This window comes from Streptomyces sp. NPDC059832 (genome assembly GCF_042731715.1).
In the GTDB taxonomy this organism is placed as follows: Bacteria; Actinomycetota; Actinomycetes; order Streptomycetales; family Streptomycetaceae; genus Streptomyces.
The window spans coordinates 87,397-105,541 of sequence record NZ_JBHWIY010000007.1 but is presented as its reverse complement, the minus strand read 5'-3'; the positions used below and the strand labels follow the sequence as shown (position 1 = coordinate 105,541).

Genomic DNA, 18,145 nt, shown 5'->3' with positions numbered 1-18,145 from the left:
CGCCCCCCGATCCGCAATGACGCCGCCCAACAGCGGCCTGGGTCCCGATGGTGTGCCTCAGGCGCTCAGTTCTTACGGTCCGGACTCCACCCGTAGACCATCGGAGAGCTCTCGACGACCTCGCTCGGCCAGACCTGCCGAAGCCGGTCCAGCCGGACCCGGTGGTCCTGGACCCAGTCGTCCTGCGGCTGGATCGAGAAGACCGTGGTGAGCCGGTCGGGGTCGTGGACCGTCACGCTCACTGACCGGTCCTCGTTGAGCCGCATGCCGAGCTCAGGCCCTCGGCCACCGCCGATTCTCGCCGTACCCCCGGGAGCCAGCCCGTCGAGCTCGTGTTCCCAGGACGCGAGATCCCGCTGGAAGAGGTGGAGCTCAAGCCGCGCGTCCAGGAAGTCGGTGGACACCAGGACATCGGCGCGCAGGATGTCGTGCCCGGTGAGAACGCCTGGCTGATGGCGCCCGGTGACGCGGACGACGCACCGGTCGCCGTCCGCGTCCACCAAGTGGATCAGGTCGACCGGGTCCGGCTCTTCCACTGTGTGCCTCCCGTGGTCCGACTGGTGCGAGTAGCGTGCATCCTCTCCCATGGGAATACGCGCGGATGCGGGAGACCCCTCGAACACCTCGCACGCCGGGGTCGGCGGAGACCCGTCCCGCAGGGTCCGGGGCCACCACGCATCCAGGAAACCGGCGACGGACCGGCCCTGCTCGCCGGGCCATCGCGACCAGTCCGCCGCGGCCGGGCCCCGGGCCATGAGACCGGACTCGTCCGCGTCCTCCACCAGCTGTGGCAGAACCCGCCGGATGATCGCAGACCGTCGTGCCGGTGGAGAGGATCCTTCTGAGCGACCCTGCGGAGAAGGTCCGGGGGGAGCAGCACATCAGGAGGGCATTCCTCTTGTCGTCCGGATTTCATGGGCGCGGGCTCGGCGGCACCCGGGAGCGAGGATGTCGCAGAGGCTGTGCGTGCCGACGTCCGCTCCACTAGGGTGACGGCTGGGCCGTGACTGGCGCTGAGGTGGAGTACCACCGGGGAGCGGCCTGACATTCTGTCGAAGCCGTGCGCCTGGGCAACTCACCGTGAGGCTCAGGAGTGGCACGTGGCCCAGACGCAGACAGGTCGGCTGATGGACGGCACCGGCCTTGCCCGCCGCATCATCGCAACCAGCTCCGCAACCGCTGCGGAGATCCATCGGCGCACGGGGACGGTCCCGTGCCTGGCCACCGTACTGGTCGGAGAAGATCCGGCCTCGGTGACCTATGTCCGGATGAAGCGCGCCCGGTGCGAGAAGGCGGGTATCCGGTCACGGCATGTGGCCCTGCCCGCTTCGGTCAGCACCAGTGGCCTGATCGAAAGAATCACCGAACTCTCCGATGACCCCGGCGTGCACGGAATCCTGCTGCAACACCCCGTCGGAGCACACATCGACGAACGCGCTGCCTTCGAGGCAATCGTTCCGGACAAGGACGTCGACGGGGTGACCATGCATTCCTTCGCAGCGATGAGCTTCGGCCTGCCCGGCTTCGTGTCCTGCACCCCCGGAGGAATCATGCGTCTCCTGGCGGAGTACGGCGTGGAGCTCGCCGGTAAGCACGCGGTGGTGGTGGGACGCAGTCCCATCCTGGGCAAGCCCGCAGGCATGCTCCTCCTCGGGCGGAATGCCACGGTTACCTACTGCCACTCACGTACCTCCGGCCTGTCCGAGATCGTCCGGCAGGCAGACGTCCTGGTCGCAGCTGTCGGACGACCGCGTTTCCTCACCGGTGCGGACATCAAGCCCGGTGCGGTCGTGATCGACGCGGGGTACAACCCGGGCAACGTCGGGGATGTGGATTTCGAGTCCGCCAGGGAGCGGTCCGGTCTGATCACCCCTGTCCCCGGCGGTGTGGGGCCCATGACCATCGCCGTACTCCTCGCCCAGACGGTAGAGGCGGCAGCACGCCGGATCGGCGCGAGCCGACCGTAGGCTGCGATTCCTGACGGCCGGGCCGACAGCGCTCAGCCGGACTCCAGGGCATCACGGACGATGGCGGCGGACGCTCGGGCGGCGGTGAGGACCGGGGCCGTGTCGTGGGCGGCTCGGGCGAGCATGAAGGCGCCCTCCAGCAGGGCGATCACCGAGCCCGCGGTGTCCCGGGCGGTGTCCGCCTCGATGCCCGCCCCGGCGTAGAAGCCGGCGAGGGCCTCGATCCACGAGGCGAAGACATCCGCCGTCGCGCGACGCAGCCCCTCGTGTGTACTGGCGACCTCCAGGGCCACGGTGGCGATCGGGCACGGGTCGGCGAAGTCCAGCTCCCGGAGAGTCTCGGCGGCGCCCGTGAAGGCGGCTGCGGTGGCGGCTGCCGGATCCGCCTCCGGGTCGGCGAAAAGGCTGCCGATCAGCTCCAGGTAGGCGGCTCCGGAGGTGCGGATCACCTCCTCGCCGAGCTGCCCCTTCCCGCCGGGGAAGAAGTGGTACGCCGAGCCGTACGGGGCCCCGGCCTCCGAGACGATCTGCTTCATGCCGGTCGCCGCGTAGCCCTGCCGCCGGAAGAGCTCGGTGGCGGCGGTAACAATCCGCTGCCTGGTGTCGCCGGTGGTCCTCATGCCGGATAGTCTCTCACTAGATCGGTCTATCAAGTGATGGTCACGGGGAGGCCAGGCGATGCCGGAGATCGAACTGAGCGCCGGAACCATCGAGTACACCGACACCGGCGCCGGGGAGGACGCGGGGGAGGGCGTGGGCGAGACCCTGGTGCTTCTCCACGGGCTCGCTTTCGACGACTCGGTCTGGGACGCCCTCGTGGCAGATCTGCGCGAAGACTTCCGCGTGGTCGTCCCCGTCCTGCCGCTCGGCAGCCACCGCCGACCGATGCGGCCGTCCGCGGATCTGTCGGCCCAGGGCGTGGCGGACCTGCTCGCCGAATTCCTGGAGCGGCTGGACCTGCGCGAGGTCACGCTGGTGCAGAACGACGCGGGCACGGCCCAGCTCCTGCCCGGCGTACGCGACGAGCGCATCGCCCGACTGGTGCTCACCTCCTGCGAGGCGCTCGACAACTACCCGCCGGGCGTCCAGGGCCGCACCCTGTCGGCCGCGAGCCGAGTGCCGGGGGGCCTGTTCCTGCTCCTCCAGTCCTTCCGGGCGCCCTTCCTGGTGGCGATGCGCAGCTCACTGGGCGGCATGACGGCGCACGGGATCCCGTACGAGTCGGTACGCCGCTGGTACCGGCCACTGCTGACCGACCGGGCCATCCGCTGGGACCTCGCCCGCTTCCTGCGCTCCACGCGCAAGGACACCTATCTGCGGGCCGCCGAACGGCTGCGGCACTTCGACCGGCCGGCGCTGGTGGCCTGGGGCGCGGAGGACCGGATGATGCCGCCCGAGACCGGCCGACGTCTTGCCGAACTGCTGCCGCAGGGGCGATACGTCGAGATCCCCGGGGCCGGAACGCTGGTCCCCATGGACAACCCGGCGGCACTCGCCCGCGAACTGCGCCGGTTCATCGAGGAGAGCGCCTGAGGGCGGGAGGTCTGCGTCTCTTTGCCGGTGCGGGTTCCGCATGCGGTCCGGCCCGGCGCTGATTCACTAGGCTGTACGGAGCAATACCGCGCGGGGAGGGCCCACCGCGCCGCATCGAAGCAGTGCCCGTCGCTTTCCGGGCCGCTGCTCCCGCTCTGCCGGCACGCCCTGGCCCCCAAGAGAGGAAGCACCATGCCCTTCGCTCCCCTCGGCCGGCACAACGGCGAGCACAGCGACTACTGCAACACCAGTCTGTGCTGCCGCTGCCAGCAGCGGAACTGGACGACCCAGCAGGGCAACGAGCGGCTGTGCGGCCTGTGCGCGGCCTGCTGCCGTGAATGCGGCAGGGCGCCGGCCCCGCACCTGGACGGGCTCAGCGACGGGATCTGCGTGGACTGCCGGGGACTGTGCACCCGTTGCCACAACCCGCTGTCGGACGGAGGCGTCTGCCACTGCCAGCAGTGGAAGCAGAGTCCGGGCGGCGACCCGATCCGCTTCATCATGCAGGGCTTTCCCCAACCACTGCTCCAGGCCCTCGGGCACAGGGTCCCGCGCACCCTGCCCGACATTCTGTTCGAGGAGCTCGAGCGCCGGACGGCTGCCCAGCTCCTCGACCGTATCGAAAGGCGCTGGAGCAACCGCTGGTCCCACGCGATCCACGAACGCGACGAGGAGAACCGCCGCCGCTGGGCGCCCCAGGAGATTGCCGAGGCCCTGGTGAGCCCCGGTGCCTGCTCGAACCGGGCATGCGAGGACGGCTACCTGCTCGCCGACGGAGCGCCCTGCCCATACTGTCAGCGGCCGGCCCACCGCTTCGTCCCGGCCACCGCCGACGCGATCTCCACCTCGGAGCACGCGCGAGCGACCGCCGCGCAGATCCGGCAGGCGCTCATCGGCAACCGCTCCGCCGGAAAGAAACCCAACCGCGGGGCGCAGCCGGGCGCGTGGCCGACTCCTCCCGCCGGGTGACACCGCAGGCCGTGGCTCCGTGTCGATCGACGACCGGTGTCCGCCCCGCGGTGAGTCAGGAGCGACCCGCGGGGAAGAGTCTGGCGCGACCCCGCGACCCCGCGACCCCGCGACCCCGCGACCCCGCGACCCCGCGACCCGCTGGGGAGAGCCTGGCCGCCGTGCGCGCCACGTCCTCACGCGTGCGCCGCGTATCGGGCCCCCGCGGATCGCGGTGGTCACGGCGGCCTGCTCCTCCTCGTACCCGGTGGGCTCAGTGCGCCGGGGTGGCCGGCGTCTTCGCCGCTTCGGCGTTCTCCTGTGCGAGCCGTTCCATGCCGCTCTGCGTCTTGAGCGGCTTCTCCTTGATGAACAGCACGGCGATCAGGGCGAGGAACGCGAAGGGGGCTCCGATCAGGAAGACATCCGCGGTCGCGACCCCGTACGCGTGCTCGACCACCTGACGGGCCGGTTCGGGAAGCTTGGACAGGTCGGGGACACCATGGCCGGCGCCCCCGTTGTCCGCCGCCCCGCCGAAGCCCTTCGCCATCTCGCTCGCCACCCGGTGGCTGAGCACGGCGCCCAGCGCGCTCGTGCCGATCGCCCCACCGAGGCTGCGGAAGAACGACAGCACCGAGGTCGCCGCGCCGAGCTCCGACGCGGGTACGTCGTTCTGGGCCGCCAGCACCAGGTTCTGCATCAGCATGCCGACACCCACGCCGAGTACCACCATGTAGGCGCTGAGCAGCGCGAAAGAGGAGTCCGCGCTGATCGTGGAGAGCAGGCCCATGCCCGCCGTCATGATGATGCCGCCCGCGATCAGGAAGCCCTTCCACTTGCCCCGGGCGGAGATGATCTGCCCGGCGACGGTCGTGGAGATCATCAGACCGAGGATCATCGGCAGGCTCATCAGGCCCGCGACGGTCGGCGTCTTGCCGAGCGAGATCTGGAAGTACTGGGAGAGGAACACCGTGCCGCCGAACATGGCCACGCCGACCAGCAGGCTCGCCACGGTCGTCAGCGCCACGGTGCGGTTGCGGAAGATGTCCAGAGGGATGATCGGTTCCTGGACCTTGGACTCGACCAGCACCGCGGTGGCCAGCAGGACCACGCCGGCGGTGACCAGGGCGGCGGTCTGCCACGAAGCCCAGTCGAACCGGTTGCCCGCGAGGGTCACCCACAGCAGCAGTGAGCTGACCCCGCTCATGATGAGGACGGCACCGAGATAGTCGATCTTCACCTCTCTGCGGACCGTGGGCAGCTTCAGGGTCAGTTGGAGCAGCACGATCGCGAGCAGCGCGAACGGCACGCCGATGAAGAAGCACCAGCGCCACCCCAGCCAGGAGGTGTCCACGAGCACACCGCCGATGAGCGGTCCCGCGACGGTGCCGACCGCGAACACGGCGCCGAAGATGCCGGAGTAGCGGCCGAGTTCACGCGGCGGAATGATCGCCGCCATCACGACCTGGGCCAGCGCCGTGAGTCCGCCCGCACCGATGCCCTGCACCACACGGCTCACGATGAGCAGGCCGACGCTGTGCGAGAAGCCGGCGACGAGTGAGCCGACGATGAACATCGAGAGAGACAGCTGGATGAGCAGTTTCTTGTCGTAGAGGTCGGACAGCTTGCCCCAGATCGGGACGGTCGCCGTCATCGCCAGAAGTTCGGCGGTGACCACCCAGGTGTACGAGGACTGGCTGCCGTGCAGATCGGCGATGATCCTGGGAAGTGCGTTGGAGACCACGGTGGAGGCCAGGATGGCCACGAACATGCCGGCCATCAGGCCCGACATGGCCTGGAGTATGTGACGACGCGTCATGGCTGGTGCGGCCCCCTCGGGCGCACCGGCGGTACCGGTTTCGGGTGTGACGGCAGCGCTCATCGGCTGGCGTTCCTCATTCTCTGGATTCTCGGTTGGTCGGATGGTCGGAGTGATCGGGTGAAAGCCCCCGGTGGAGGCTCAGGGATGCGCTTCAGTCGTTCAGACCGGCGGCCAGCGAGGCGAACGCCTCGTGATAGATGCCCTGGAACGTGCGGGTACGGCCGGAGGCCACCCAGAGCTCGACGGCGGCGCGCACGGCGGCGATCGCCACGTGCGCGAGAAGCCTGGGACGGAGATCGGACTCGGGATCCTGGCCGAGGCGCTCGGCCACGGCGGCGATCAGCGCGCGTTCGTCCGCACCCTGGGCGGCCAGGAATTTGGACAGCAGTGAAGGACTCTTCCTGAGCACGGCCATCTGGAGCTCCCAGCGTTCGTGGTCCTCCTCGATGTGGGCGAGCTCCTGGCCGATCGCCTCGCGCAGGGCGTTGAGCGCCGTGAGTTCCTCCGGTGCGTCGAGCACCGCCCGACGGGTCCGTTCGGCGTTGTCCTGGGCGGGACGGGTGATCGCGTCCTCAAGGCACGGGAAATAGTTGAAGAAGGTGCGCACGGATACACCGACCGCGTCGGTGACCGCTTCCACCGTCACGTTCTCGAAACCGCGGTCTGCGGCCATGCGCAGCGCAGCGTCCGCGAGGGCGTCACGCGTCGCGCGCTTCTTGCGTTCACGCAGCCCGAGAGGCATGTCGGCGGCACTCATGAAGTGCATGCTATGCAAGTTTGCGCCTAGTGCAAAATTCTGCGGGCGGCGGGGATGCCCCCGCCGCCCGCTCCGACCCGGAAAGCCGCTCAGGGCGTCTCGTGCGCCGAGGCCGGGTACACCACTCCCTCCATGGAGAGGAGTTCGGCGATCCGCTCGGTGAGGTCCTGCGCGAGCAGCGGTCCGCCGTCCGCCGAGCGGATCCCGGGGGTCTCACCCGTCAGCACCCGGCCCACCCGGCCGCGCCCCGCGCTCAGCACCTCGCCCGTGACCGGCACCCCATCGGCGAGCAGCGCGGCCACCACCGGCGCGACCGCCTCGGGCGGCGCCTCCTCCCGCATCCGCTCCAGCGCCTCGGGCGGTACGCCCTCGGTTGCCGCGGACATCCGCGACCAGGCCACCGGAGCCACGGCGTTGACACGGATGCCGTGCGGGGCCCCCTCGGCGGCCAGCGTCCGCGTCAGCCCCACGATCCCCGCCTTGAGCAGGGAGTACGCGGCGTTCCCCGCCATCCCGTACAGACCGGCCGCCGAGGTGACCAGGACGATCCGGCCCCGGCCGCGCTCCATGAAGTGGGGCCAGGCGGCCCGAGCCAGCCGCCAGGCGCCCAAGGAGTGGACGGCCGTCATCCGCTCCAGCAGACCCTCGTCGATCTCGGTGAAGTCCAGCCCCGGCCGGTAGATCCCGGCGTTCGCCACGATGCCGTCGACCGAGCCGAACTCGGCGCACGCCAGATCGATCAGGGACTGTGTCCCCTCCACCCCGCTCGCGTCCGCGGTGCTGGCCACCGCTGTCCCGCCCGCCGCCCGGATCTCCTCCACGACCCGCGCCGCCGGGCCCGCGTCCCGGCTCCCGGTGCCGTCCGTCGCCGTTCCGAGGTCGTTGACCACGACACGGGCACCACGCCCTGCGAGGTCGAGGGCGTAGGCCCGGCCGAGGCCCCGGCCCGCGCCGGTGACGACGACGGAGCGCCCGTCCAGCCTCAGGGTGTCCCGCGTCATGCCGACACCTCCGGGCCCAGCGCGAAGCCCCGGTAGCCGGATCGCGCGACCTCCTCGCACCGCTCCCGATAATGGCTGAGCCCGCCCGCGTACGGCATGAACACCCGTGCCTTTCCTTCCACGTTGGCACCCACGTACCAGGAGTTGGCGCGCGGGTAGAGAGTCGTGTCGGCGACCTCGTTGACATGGGCGACCCAGGAATCCTGTGCCTCGGGCCGGGCCTCGATCCGGTCCACCCCGTCCTCGCGCAGCCGTCGCAGGCAGTCCACGATCCAGTCGACGTGCTGCTCCACCGCCCGCACCATGTTGACCAGGACCGAGGGGCTGCCCGGCCCCGTGATTGTCAGCAGGTTGGGGAAGCCGGCCACCGCGAGGCCCAGATAGCTGCGTGGTCCCGAGGACCACTGCTCCTTCAGGGACCGGCCGCCCCTCCCGCGGATGTCGATGCGGGTGAGCGGCCCGGTCATGGCGTCGTAGCCGGTGGCCAGTACCAGCACTTCGGCCGGGTACGTGCCGGCCTCGGTGCGGATGCCGTCCTCGGTGATCTCCACGAGCGGTTCGGCCCGCAGGTCGACGAGGTCGACGTTCTCCCGGTTGTACGTGGAGTAGTAGCCCGAGTCGACGCAGATGCGTTTGGCGCCGATGGGGTAGTCCAGCGGGACGAGCTTCCGAGCCGTCGCCGGGTCGTCCACGGCGTCCCGGATCTTCTCGCGGACGAACTCGGCGAGGTGTTCGTTGGCCTTTCCGTCCGTCAGCACGTCGGTGAAGACCGACATGATCTCGGTCCCGCCGATGGCCCACTTGCGTTCGAAGGCGGCCCGGCGCTCCTCCTCGCCCACATCGAGGGCCGAGCTGCCGGTGGAGGCGATGTAGAAGCCGGAGAAGCCGGAACGGGCATAGGTGCGCAACTCCTCCAGTTCCGCCTTGGCCCGCCAGCTCTCCCGGCCCGACAGCGGCCGGTTGCGGGCCGGCAGGCTGTAATTGGGGGTGCGCTGAAATACCGTCAGATGACTTGCTGCCGCAGCGATTTCGGGCACCGCCTGAATGCCGGAGGAACCGGTTCCTATGACGGTGACGCGCTTGCCCGCCAGGTCCACGCCCTCGTGCGGCCAACGGCCGGTGTGGTGCACCTCGCCGCGGAAGGCAGCGAGGCCGGGCAGATCGGGAACGCGGGATGCGGACAGGCAGCCCACGGCGGTGACGAGGAAGCGCGCACGGGCGCGGCGGCCGTCCTCGGTCGTCAGGAGCCACGTCCTGCTCTCCTCCTCCCACACGGCGGAGGCCACCCGCGTCTCGAAGGAGATCATCGGTCGCAGATCGAAGCGGTCCGCGACGTGCCTGGCGTAGCGCAGGATCTCGGGCTGGGTGGCGAAGCGCTCGGTCCAGTCCCACTCGGCGTGCAGCTCGGGGGAGAACGAGTAGCAGTAGTCCAGGCTCTCGACGTCGCAGCGGGCTCCGGGATAGCGGTTCCAGTACCACGTACCACCGACGTCGTCGCCCGTCTCGAAGGCGTGGCAGCTGAACCCGTGCGCGCGCAGCTGGTGCAGGGCGTAGAGGCCACCGAAACCGGCGCCGACGACGAGCGCGTCGTACTCCGGTACGGGGGTTGCTTGGTCGGTCATGTGCGGCTCCTTGCGGGGGAGTGGGTGGTCAGACGGCGAGACCGCGGCGCAGCGCGTCCAGCGCGCCCTCGCTCATGCGGCGGGTCACGGCCGTGTCGGGCACGAAGCCCGCCGCGCCGTGAAAGGTGCCGGGAAACAGGTGCAGCTCGGTGGGGACACCGGCCCGCACGAGGCGTTGGGCGTAGTCGAGGCCCTCGTCGCGCAGCGGGTCGAGGTCGCTGACGGCGACATACGCGGGCGGCAGCCCGGACAGGTCCTCGGCGCGGGCGGGCGCGGCATAGGCGGGTACCGGGGCCGCCGGGTCGCGGTCCGCCCCGAGGTAGGCCCGCCAGCTGTGCACGGCATTGGGGCGGTTCCACACCGGAGTGTCGGTGAACTCCCGCATCGAGGGGGTCTCCAGGCGGTCGTCCAGCTCCGGGATGTCGAGCAGCTGGAAGCACAGCTCCGGGCCACCGCGGTCCCTGGCGAGCAGGGCGAGGGCGGCGGCGAGGCCGCCCCCGGCGCTGATCCCGGCGACGGCGATCCGTGCCGGGTCCGCCCCGAGGCCGACGGCGTTCGCGGCGAGCCACTCCAGGGCCGCGTAACAGTCGTCGGTGGCGGCCGGATAGGGGTGCTCGGGGGCCAGCCGGTATCGCACGGCGACGACGAGGGCGCCGAGTTCGGCCGCCCAGCGCGCCGCGAGGGCCCGGTCGCCGTCCCCCTCCTCCAGGATGAACCCGCCACCGTGCACGTAGAGCACCGCGGGCAGTGCCGTCCCGGCCCCCGTCGGACGGAAGACCGCCACCGGAACCTCGGGGGCGCCCGCGGCCCCCGGAACGCGGTGCTCGCTCAGCTCGATGCCCTCGGGTACGGCGAAGGGCGGCGCGGCGGCGCCCATCGCCTCGACGGTGGCCCGTGCGGCGGCGGCGTCGCCGACGTCGAGGGCGGGCAGCAGGGAGAGCCACGGGGCGAGTTCGGGATCGACGGGCAGGGGAAGGGGCACGGGGGGCCTCCGGCGGACGGCACGGAGCGGCCCCGGACGGAACGAGGGCCGCCCGGGAGAGCCGCTGCTGACGTCCGTCAGTCTGGGTCCGCGGTCCTGCCCGCGGCATGCGCCGGATGGCGCGGGAACGGCCTCTGTCCGCGCCGCTTGGCGCCTTGCGCCCGGCGGACGGAGGGGGAAGGGGCGCCGGGGCCGCCGGCGAACTCCGTCTCCCCGGCGCACTCACACCGCCCCTCCCATGCGCCTCGCGCCACCCGCGTCGGCGGCCCTACGCCGGGTTGTCCCGCAGACGGCGCAGGGCGAGGGCCAGCGCGAGCCGGAAGCGGCCCACGGTCTCGCCCAGCCCGTAGCCGAGCGCCGCCTCCGCCCGCGCGACGCGCACCGCCACCGAGTTGTGGTGCAGGTGCAGCTCCCGCGCCGCCGCGCGCAGCGAATCCGTCTGCACCAGGACCTCCAGCGTGGTCAGCAGCTCCGTGCCGCTGCCGGGCTCCGCCGCGAGCGCGTCGAGGACGTCCAGGTCTCCGATGCCGGCGATGGCCGGGCCGGACAGTTCCCTCGCGAGCACCTCGAAGGCGCCGAGCGAGGAGTGGTAGATCGCGGGCTCCTCCACGACCGGGGCCAGGCCCACGTCCGAGCGAGAGGTCCCCGCGAAGCGCAGCGCCCGCACCGCACCCTCCCAGGAGCGGGGCGCCTCGGTCCCGGTGGCCTCGGGACCGACCCCGATCCGGAAGCCCGCCGGGGCGAGCAGCCGCTCCGGCAGCGGGCCCGCCACGGCCACCGCGTGCACGGAGCCGAGCGCGGCCGTCCGGCGACGGCCCGCCGAGGCGGGTGGGAGCCGTTCGAGGAGTGGTGCCATCCCCTCCGGGCCCCGACCGCCGTCGACGGCCAGGAGGGTGAGGGGGCCCGAAGGGGCGAGGCCCAGCAGCCGCAGCGCGCGGGCCCGTTCGGGCAGCGGGGCGGTGGAGCTGATGACGGTCTCCAGCAGCGCCGGGTCGAGCGGCACCGCCTCGCTCCCGCGACGGCTCAGTACGGTGTCGCAGGCCAACGCCAAACGTTCCAGAAGCAGTTCGTCGAAGGCCTGCGGGGCACCCTCTCGTGCCAGCCAGGCCCGCTGCCCGCCGCGCAGTTCCCGGACGGCCGCGCCCGGGGGAGGCCCGCCCGGCCGCGTACTGCCGTCCGGCCGGGCCGCGAGACCGTCGGGACCGGGCCCGGCCAGACCGACCGGACACTCGGCGACCCGGGCCGCCATGACCAGTACCCCGTCGAGGCCGAGCCGTTGCTCGACGAGGGTGTCGAAGAAGCCGATGAGCCGCATGGCGCTCTCCGCCCCGGCGTTGAGCCCGGCCAGCCGCAGCACGAGACCCCGCATGTGCCTACCCCGATCTCCCCCGTCGTAGAGGTGTTGTGATCTTGCGACGAGTGTCGTCCACCGCGGCGGGCTGGGGAAGAGTGCGGCCGGCCGGGGCTCCGGGGAGCCCGGGGACTGATCCCGAGGTCCCTTCTCGGTGAATCGGCCGACACACGTCTCCGGCCCGGAGTCCTGCGAGCGGCGAACCCGCAAGTGCTGCGAGCTGCATACCGCAGTCCTGCGAGCGGTGTACCGCGAGGAAACAGCCGGAGGGGCGCGCGCAGGGCGGTCAGGTCGGCCCGCACCTTGAGGGCGACGGCCCGGTCGAATTCGTCCATGTCCATGCGCAACAGGTCCAGGTCCTTGCGCGGGTTGGTTCCGCCGACGTGGTTGCACCGGACGTGCAGGTCGCCGAACTCGCCGATGGCCGCGGCGACCATGTCGGCGACCGAGCCCTCGCCGGTGACATCCACGGTGACCGGCAGCGCCCGGCCGCCCGCGGCCTCGATGAGCCCGGCGGTCTCCTCGGCTCCTTGGGTGTTGTGGTCGGCGATCACGACCCGGGCGCCTTCCCGGCTCATCAGTTCGGCGGCGGACCTCCCGATCCCGCTGCCCGCGCCGGTGACGACCGCGACCTTGTCCTTGAGTCGTTCCTGAGAACCGTCGCCGTGCGCTCCTCGCTTCGCGCTGCCCGGTCCCCGGGCATGTGCGTGCTGTGAGCTGACCCGGGACTCGCGTGAGGTGGCGAACTCCGGTCTCCGGGACCCGGTTCGGGTCGCGGGGACCGGAGTTGCCGTTCGGGCCTGGTGCGAGCCCGCGGGTGTTGTCGAGGGACCATTGCTGCGGGGGCCGCGGGTGTTCACGGCCCTCGCCCGACCGTTACACGGCCGGGCTTCGGCGGGCGTAGGTGAGGAAGGCTGCCCCGCTCTTCAGGACGGTGTGGTCGGTGAGTTCCCAACCGCACGGGTCGAATGCCGCGTTGTGGGAGAAGAGCGGTATCCCGGTGCCGATGGTCATCGGGCTCAGCTTGACGATCAGCCCGTCGATCTCGGAGTACAGCGCACCGGCCAGCTCGGCACCGCCCACCAGCCAGATGTCCTTGCCGTCCTGCTTCTTCAACTGTCGTACGGTCTCCACCGGATCGTCCGCGACCAGCTCCACCGCCGGGTCCGGGCTCTCGCTCAGCGTCCGGGAGAACACCAGATGCCGCAGGTGCGGGTAGGCGTCGGTCAATCCGGCCCGGAGACCGATCTCGTAGGAGCGGCGTCCTTCGAGGACGGTGTCGAAATGCGTGCCGTCGGCGGTGATGGACAGTGCGGCACGGGCCGGAGCGGGCAGGGTTTCCGGGTACTCGGTGATGAGGTGCTGAACGTAGTCCTCGGGCACGGGCCAGAAGCCGTCCGGACCGGTGGGGTCGGAACCGTCCGGTCCCGCGATGAAACCGTCGAGAGTGGACGCGATGTAGTACACGAGCTTGCGCACGGAATACCTTCCATTGACTGAGCGGCAGCGGCAGGGGCAAACGACGAGCGGCGGGCAGTGCGCAGCAGGCGCGAGCCGCACCCCTCGGCCCCTGGAGTCTCCATGATCATGCGTGCTTGTCACGGAGCAAGGGCGATTCGAGGAAAACTCAAAGACTGCTCAAGGGTGCGAACCGGCGGATGCTGATGGCCAAGACACCGTGCCGGTCATGGCCGGGGCCCGCGGACGGCCAACGGGCCGGGAGCCGGACGGGCTACTGGATGCTCCAGCGGTGCGGGTGGTCGGGATCGGCGGGGCACACGAAGACGTTGAGCTCGTCGGCGCGGCCCACGACGACCTCGGTGGGCGTGGCGGACCGGTGCGCGGGCCAGCACCTCACCGACTTCCGCGGACCTGCGCCGACGCAGGTGGAGCAGCAGGTCGTACCGGCTCGGGCCGTGCGCGTGGAAAGGGCACCAGAACACCTGGAGCAGGTCGCAGCCGTCCGGGCCGGCCGGCAGGTCGGGGACGTCCCGCCGGTACAGCTGCGCAAGGCCGGTCAACGGTAGGGGATCGGTCTCGCGGACGCCTGGGATCCGGTGCTCGCGGCCCAGCTCGTCCAGAAGGTGCCGTCCCTCCTCCGCGGGGCGGAAAAGGGGGTCGCGGGCCCACGCCAAGGCCAGGACCTCGCGCTCCCGGTGTATGTCCGCAGGACGCCGGCCACGTCCACGACCGTGGGCCTCGGTGCACACCGGCCACGGCTCGTCCGCCGGCCACAGCATCGGGCCACCCGCGGAACTGGCCGACACGTCCGGGTTCCCCGGCCTCGGGTGCAACCGGGTGGTGGTGCCCCGGTACGCGGCCAGCCCAGGAAAGAGCGGCTCGACATCCAGCGGCCGCGGCGGTGTGGTCCTCGTCATGGACCCGACCCTGGACATCCAGCGCCTTCGGTGACCGGGCGCCCCATGCCGACCGCCCTTCCACGGAAGCCCGGAACCCGACTCCGCCGAGCGGCCGTCCACCGGGCCGAGGTGCTCCGGGGTCACCGACGAACGCGGCCTTTCCGTCCACCGCCTGCGCACCCGCGTGCCCTAGGGAAGCCCTGTGGGGCTGGCCCTACGCAAGGTGGGTGGGTGGCCCCATGTCCCTGTGCCACCGTCAGTCGGCAAGATCCACACATGACTTCACAGCGCTTCCATGTCCGGCTCCTGGTCGGTGCGGCGATCCTCGGCAGTGGCGCGGCACTGACCCTGCCGGCCTCGTCCTCGACGGCCGCGACCCCGACCCGACCTGCCGCGACCGTGCCGGCCCCGATCGATGACACCCACACCCGGCCGGCGCAGGCCGGAACCGTCGTTTCCTTTCGCCAGGTGGCCGACCTGACGGCACAACAGGTGACCCTGGAGCTCCGAGGAAAGATCGATTCCTCCCAGGTCCGCTACGGAGTGACGGCGTACCAGATCGTCTACCGCACCACGAACAGCGCGGGTGAGCCCACCACGGCGAGCCAGCTCCTCGTATTACCGAAGACCGTCGGGCATCGTCTGCCGACCGTCTCCTGGTTGCACGGAACCATCGCCTACCGCAAGGACGTCGCCTCGGAGAACCCGGCCTCCGACGACCGACTCGCCGCGTACCTGTTCGCGTCGACCGGACGCGCGGTCTCGGCCCCCGACTATGTGGGCCTCGGCGCGGGCGAGGGCTTCCACCCCTACGGTGACCCACGGGCCACCGTCGCCGCCAGTGTCGACGGGCTGCGCGCGGCCCGTTCCTTCGCCCACCGAAACGGCCGGGAGCTCGAGCGTACGGTCCAGGTCAGCGGGTTCTCGCAGGGCGGGCCGGCGACGATGCTGGTCGGCCGGGCACTCCAGGATGAGGGCGCCGACCACTACTTCCGGCTCGGAGCGCTCGCTCCGGTCGCCGGCCCGTTCCACCTGTCCGTGTTCGAGGCGGCGGCAGCGGACGACAAGATCGCCAAGTCCGGTCTCTATCTTGCCTACTTCGCCACCGCATGGAACAAGACCTACGGCCTCTACAGCTCGCCGGGCGAAGCCTTCCGCGCGCCCTACGACCAGATCGTGGAGGGCCTCTTCGACGGTGACCACACGACCGAGCAGATCGCCGACGCGCTGCCGCCCGCTTCCAAGGACCTGTTCACCGAGGACTTCCTGGACAAGATCCGCACGCCCAGCGGCACCCTCAAGCTCCGGCTCAACGCGCTGGACACCACGTGCGACTGGAAGCCGAACGTACCTGTGAGCCTCTTCCACGCCCACGGTGACCAGGACGTCGATGACTCCCACTCCGGATACTGTGCACAACAGTTGAGGGGCAACGGCGCCGACTACCGGCTCACGGACGTCGGCGACTTCGACCACAGCGACTCGGTGAGGCAGGCCCTTCCGCGGATCGTCCGCTTCTTCGACGAGACCGCCGACGCCGGCTGAGACACCCTGCTCGACCTTGCCGGAGCCGACCCTCACCCTTGCGTCCGGGTCGGCCCCGGCTCTACGGCAGTACCAGTGGCTGGGCAGCTCAACCATCGGGCCTTGGCGTCGGCTCCGGCTCCGGCCTCGGCTTCGGGGATGTGCTGCCAGCTCTTGTCAGCGGTTCGGTGGGGTGTCTCCCGCGCTCGTGTTCATCCCGACGAGGAAGGCGAGTACGGCGACGTTGGTTCCCCGGATTCCTCGGACGTCGCCCCTTCCGTGTATACAGCGGATGCGAGGATGCCTTGATCCTTCCGATTCAGTAGCTGTTCAATCGGCGGATGACTGAGACCGATGCCGTCCCGGACGCCTGGGCTTCGCTGCCCGAGGGCTTTCAACCTTCCGAGGGCCTCGCCGATGCGTGGCTGCGGGGCCTGGGCTTCAACCGCGCCGCCCCGGCGGAGGTGCTGATCAGCCTCTTCGACGTGGGGAAGAAGCCCTTCGTGTATTTCCTCTACCGCGACGACCTTCCGGCCGGTGTCCTGGACGCGGCGGCCGTCCACCCCGCGAGGGCAGTCCGCGGCACAGCGGCGGAATCGGGGAGACTCTCGCCCGCGCAATGGAGCAGGCTCCTTGCCGCCACCGCGGATTCGCCGTTTCGCACTGTTCTGGCGGAGATGGCAGCGGATCAGGTGGCGCACCATGCCATGTACCCGGAGTTCGGAGTACGAATCGGTATCGAGCGGGCGCCGGACTCCGAGTCCCGCCCGCCTTCGAGCCCGGCCGAGATCGAGGCGATGGCGGCCACCGTTCCTGACATCACCGCCGATGACCGCACGTACGCGGTGTGGTGGATCGCCGCCCTTCACGCCGACGCCGACGCGATGCGCCGGCTCGCTGTGTCGCCGAACCTTCGGATCCGCCGCAGCGTGGCCCGCGCTCCGCACCTTCCGTCGGACGTCGTGGAGCTACTCGCCCACGACGAGGACCGCGTCGTGCGCCTGTTCCTCACCGAGTCCTGCGAGGACGCCCCGGCGAACCTGCTCCTGGAAGTGTGGAGCTGGTGGTCCGGCAGCTTCTCGTTCCCGGGGCGTCCCCTCAATCACCCCAACTTTCCCCGTCACGACCTGCTCCGTTTCGCCGAGGACCCGGATCCCCGTTTCCGCTTTCTGGCGCTCGACGACCCCGCATCGTGCGCCGCCCTCGTCGAACGGTTCAGCCGCGATCCCGACGCCCAGGTGCGAGGCCGCGCCGCCGCCGACCCGCGCCTGTCACCCGCATCCGCCGTCAGGCTGGCCGGTGATGCCGAGCGCAGTGTGCAGCACTCGGCCCGGCAGAACCCGGCCCTGCCGTCGGACGTCCTGATCTCCCTGCTCCTCGATGAGCACAGTGCCGAGGAAGCCGCCCAGAACCCTTCGATTCCGACGGCGGTCATGCACCGCGTGATCGCCCTGGCCGCAATCCCCGAGCGCGAGCCCGGCCGGTGATCCGTGGCCGGGCGAGGGTTTCCGTCAACTGGCCGTCCATGAGCCGGAAGGCCGGTGTGTTGCCCCTTCCTGGGTTCAGGCTCCTGCCCATGACCCATGCCTTCACAACATCTCTTTCGAAACAACTGTTGTAGGTCTATCGTCGGCGCATGGCCGCTCCCTCCACTTCCTCCGCCAAGTGCTCTGCCTCCGCCGAGTCCTCGGAACCGGACATCGAACTCGGCACCGCTGCCCTGCGCGTACTCGCTCACCCGCTGCGCCTGAACGTGCTCACCCTGCTGCGCGAGCGTGGTCCCTCCACCGCCACCCGCATCGCCGACGAACTCGGCATCAACCCCGGCGCGGCCAGCTATCACCTGCGCCGCCTCGCCTCGGGCGGACTCATCGTGGACGAGCCGGACCGGGGCACCGGACGGGAACGATGGTGGAAATCCGTCCATCGGCAGTCGATCCACGATCCCGCGGCCGCGCCCGCGGAACAGCGCGAGGCCGGACGCGCGTACGTACAGGCAGTCGCCGTGGCCGCTGCCGATCGACTGCGCCGGGCCGCGCAGGAGGTGGCGCTGCTTCCTGAGGAATGGCTCGACGTCACTGCCTACAGCGACTTCCTGCTGTATCTGACCCCTGGTGACGTGGACCGGATGAGGGCCGAGATCTTCGAGGTGATCTCCCGCTACCGGCACGGAGCGAGCGAAGCGCCCGAAGGTTCCTCTCCGGTGGTGCTGCAAGTGCAGGCGTTCCCGGTGCCCGGGACGGGTCAGCCGCCGACCGGCGACGCGTGAGCGCGCACG

17 protein-coding genes, 1 pseudogene and 1 riboswitch are annotated in these 18,145 nt (G+C 70.9%); of the genes and pseudogenes, 7 read left to right on the top strand and 11 right to left on the bottom strand.

Translation table 11 applies throughout. The features are described from left to right. Window positions 1-65 precede the first annotated feature (65 nt). On the bottom strand, window positions 66-536 hold the full coding sequence (locus ACFV8T_RS14700) for a DUF5959 family protein (protein WP_385327525.1): 471 nt from the start codon (window positions 534-536) through the stop codon (window positions 66-68). 457 nt (window positions 537-993) lie between these two features. Continuing rightward, window positions 994-1,079: riboswitch (ZMP/ZTP riboswitch) on the top strand. A 48-nt stretch (window positions 1,080-1,127) separates the two neighbouring features. Here ACFV8T_RS14700 and ACFV8T_RS14695 point away from each other — a divergent pair. Next, the gene (locus ACFV8T_RS14695; protein ID WP_385327894.1) at window positions 1,128-1,967 is read left to right on the top strand and encodes a bifunctional 5,10-methylenetetrahydrofolate dehydrogenase/5,10-methenyltetrahydrofolate cyclohydrolase; all 840 of its coding nucleotides are present in this window, start codon (window positions 1,128-1,130) and stop codon (window positions 1,965-1,967) included. A 32-nt stretch (window positions 1,968-1,999) separates the two neighbouring features. Here ACFV8T_RS14695 and ACFV8T_RS14690 read toward each other — a convergent pair whose 3' ends face one another. Continuing rightward, on the bottom strand, window positions 2,000-2,587 hold the full coding sequence (locus tag ACFV8T_RS14690) for a TetR/AcrR family transcriptional regulator (protein ID WP_385327523.1): 588 nt from the start codon (window positions 2,585-2,587) through the stop codon (window positions 2,000-2,002). Window positions 2,588-2,645: 58 nt separating this feature from the next. On the opposite strand from ACFV8T_RS14690, the gene ACFV8T_RS14685 reads away from it, so the two are divergent. Both ACFV8T_RS14685 and ACFV8T_RS14680 read left to right on the top strand, forming a co-directional pair. Beyond that, on the top strand, window positions 2,646-3,500 hold the full coding sequence (locus ACFV8T_RS14685; RefSeq protein WP_385327521.1) for an alpha/beta fold hydrolase: 855 nt from the start codon (window positions 2,646-2,648) through the stop codon (window positions 3,498-3,500). Between the two features lie 192 nt (window positions 3,501-3,692). After that, window positions 3,693-4,469, top strand: a complete 777-nt coding sequence (locus ACFV8T_RS14680) for a hypothetical protein (protein ID WP_385327520.1) — start codon at window positions 3,693-3,695, stop codon at window positions 4,467-4,469. Between the two features lie 253 nt (window positions 4,470-4,722). Here ACFV8T_RS14680 and ACFV8T_RS14675 read toward each other — a convergent pair whose 3' ends face one another. The 9 genes and pseudogenes from ACFV8T_RS14675 to ACFV8T_RS14635 all read right to left on the bottom strand — a co-directional run bounded on the left by ACFV8T_RS14675 (window position 4,723) and on the right by ACFV8T_RS14635 (window position 13,841). Next, window positions 4,723-6,330, bottom strand: coding sequence for an MDR family MFS transporter (locus ACFV8T_RS14675; RefSeq protein ID WP_385327518.1), 1,608 nt, complete (start codon window positions 6,328-6,330; stop codon window positions 4,723-4,725). 91 nt (window positions 6,331-6,421) lie between these two features. Then, window positions 6,422-7,027, bottom strand: coding sequence for a TetR family transcriptional regulator (locus tag ACFV8T_RS14670; protein ID WP_385327516.1), 606 nt, complete (start codon window positions 7,025-7,027; stop codon window positions 6,422-6,424). Window positions 7,028-7,116: 89 nt separating this feature from the next. After that, the gene (locus ACFV8T_RS14665) at window positions 7,117-8,028 is read right to left on the bottom strand and encodes an SDR family NAD(P)-dependent oxidoreductase (RefSeq protein ID WP_385327514.1); all 912 of its coding nucleotides are present in this window, start codon (window positions 8,026-8,028) and stop codon (window positions 7,117-7,119) included. After that, on the bottom strand, window positions 8,025-9,650 hold the full coding sequence (locus ACFV8T_RS14660; protein WP_385327512.1) for a flavin-containing monooxygenase: 1,626 nt from the start codon (window positions 9,648-9,650) through the stop codon (window positions 8,025-8,027). The genes ACFV8T_RS14665 and ACFV8T_RS14660 overlap by 4 nt, the downstream gene beginning before the upstream one ends. Window positions 9,651-9,678: 28 nt before the next feature. Continuing rightward, window positions 9,679-10,632 carry an alpha/beta hydrolase gene (locus tag ACFV8T_RS14655; RefSeq protein WP_385327510.1) on the bottom strand — a complete coding sequence of 318 codons (954 nt, stop codon included), beginning with the start codon at window positions 10,630-10,632 and terminating at the stop codon, window positions 9,679-9,681. A gap of 268 nt (window positions 10,633-10,900) precedes the next feature. Next, the gene (locus tag ACFV8T_RS14650) at window positions 10,901-12,001 is read right to left on the bottom strand and encodes a helix-turn-helix domain-containing protein (RefSeq protein WP_385327509.1); all 1,101 of its coding nucleotides are present in this window, start codon (window positions 11,999-12,001) and stop codon (window positions 10,901-10,903) included. A 281-nt stretch (window positions 12,002-12,282) separates the two neighbouring features. Continuing rightward, window positions 12,283-12,561 (bottom strand): annotated as a pseudogene (locus tag ACFV8T_RS14645) (SDR family oxidoreductase); the annotation flags it as partial. 298 nt (window positions 12,562-12,859) lie between these two features. Further along, window positions 12,860-13,462 carry a dihydrofolate reductase family protein gene (locus tag ACFV8T_RS14640; RefSeq protein ID WP_385327508.1) on the bottom strand — a complete coding sequence of 201 codons (603 nt, stop codon included), beginning with the start codon at window positions 13,460-13,462 and terminating at the stop codon, window positions 12,860-12,862. 253 nt (window positions 13,463-13,715) lie between these two features. Further along, window positions 13,716-13,841 carry a hypothetical protein gene (locus ACFV8T_RS14635; protein ID WP_385327506.1) on the bottom strand — a complete coding sequence of 42 codons (126 nt, stop codon included), beginning with the start codon at window positions 13,839-13,841 and terminating at the stop codon, window positions 13,716-13,718. 344 nt (window positions 13,842-14,185) lie between these two features. Between ACFV8T_RS14635 and ACFV8T_RS14630 the strand changes: the two genes are divergently transcribed. From ACFV8T_RS14630 to ACFV8T_RS14615, 4 genes are all read left to right on the top strand, one after another. After that, a complete protein-coding gene (locus tag ACFV8T_RS14630; RefSeq protein ID WP_385327504.1) occupies window positions 14,186-14,395 on the top strand; it encodes a hypothetical protein in 210 nt (69 codons plus the stop codon). A gap of 224 nt (window positions 14,396-14,619) precedes the next feature. Then, window positions 14,620-15,888, top strand: a complete 1,269-nt coding sequence (locus tag ACFV8T_RS14625; RefSeq protein ID WP_385327502.1) for a hypothetical protein — start codon at window positions 14,620-14,622, stop codon at window positions 15,886-15,888. 320 nt (window positions 15,889-16,208) lie between these two features. Next, the gene (locus ACFV8T_RS14620; RefSeq protein ID WP_385327500.1) at window positions 16,209-17,354 is read left to right on the top strand and encodes a hypothetical protein; all 1,146 of its coding nucleotides are present in this window, start codon (window positions 16,209-16,211) and stop codon (window positions 17,352-17,354) included. A gap of 149 nt (window positions 17,355-17,503) precedes the next feature. Next, on the top strand, window positions 17,504-18,136 hold the full coding sequence (locus ACFV8T_RS14615; protein ID WP_385327499.1) for an ArsR/SmtB family transcription factor: 633 nt from the start codon (window positions 17,504-17,506) through the stop codon (window positions 18,134-18,136). Window positions 18,137-18,145 lie beyond the last annotated feature (9 nt).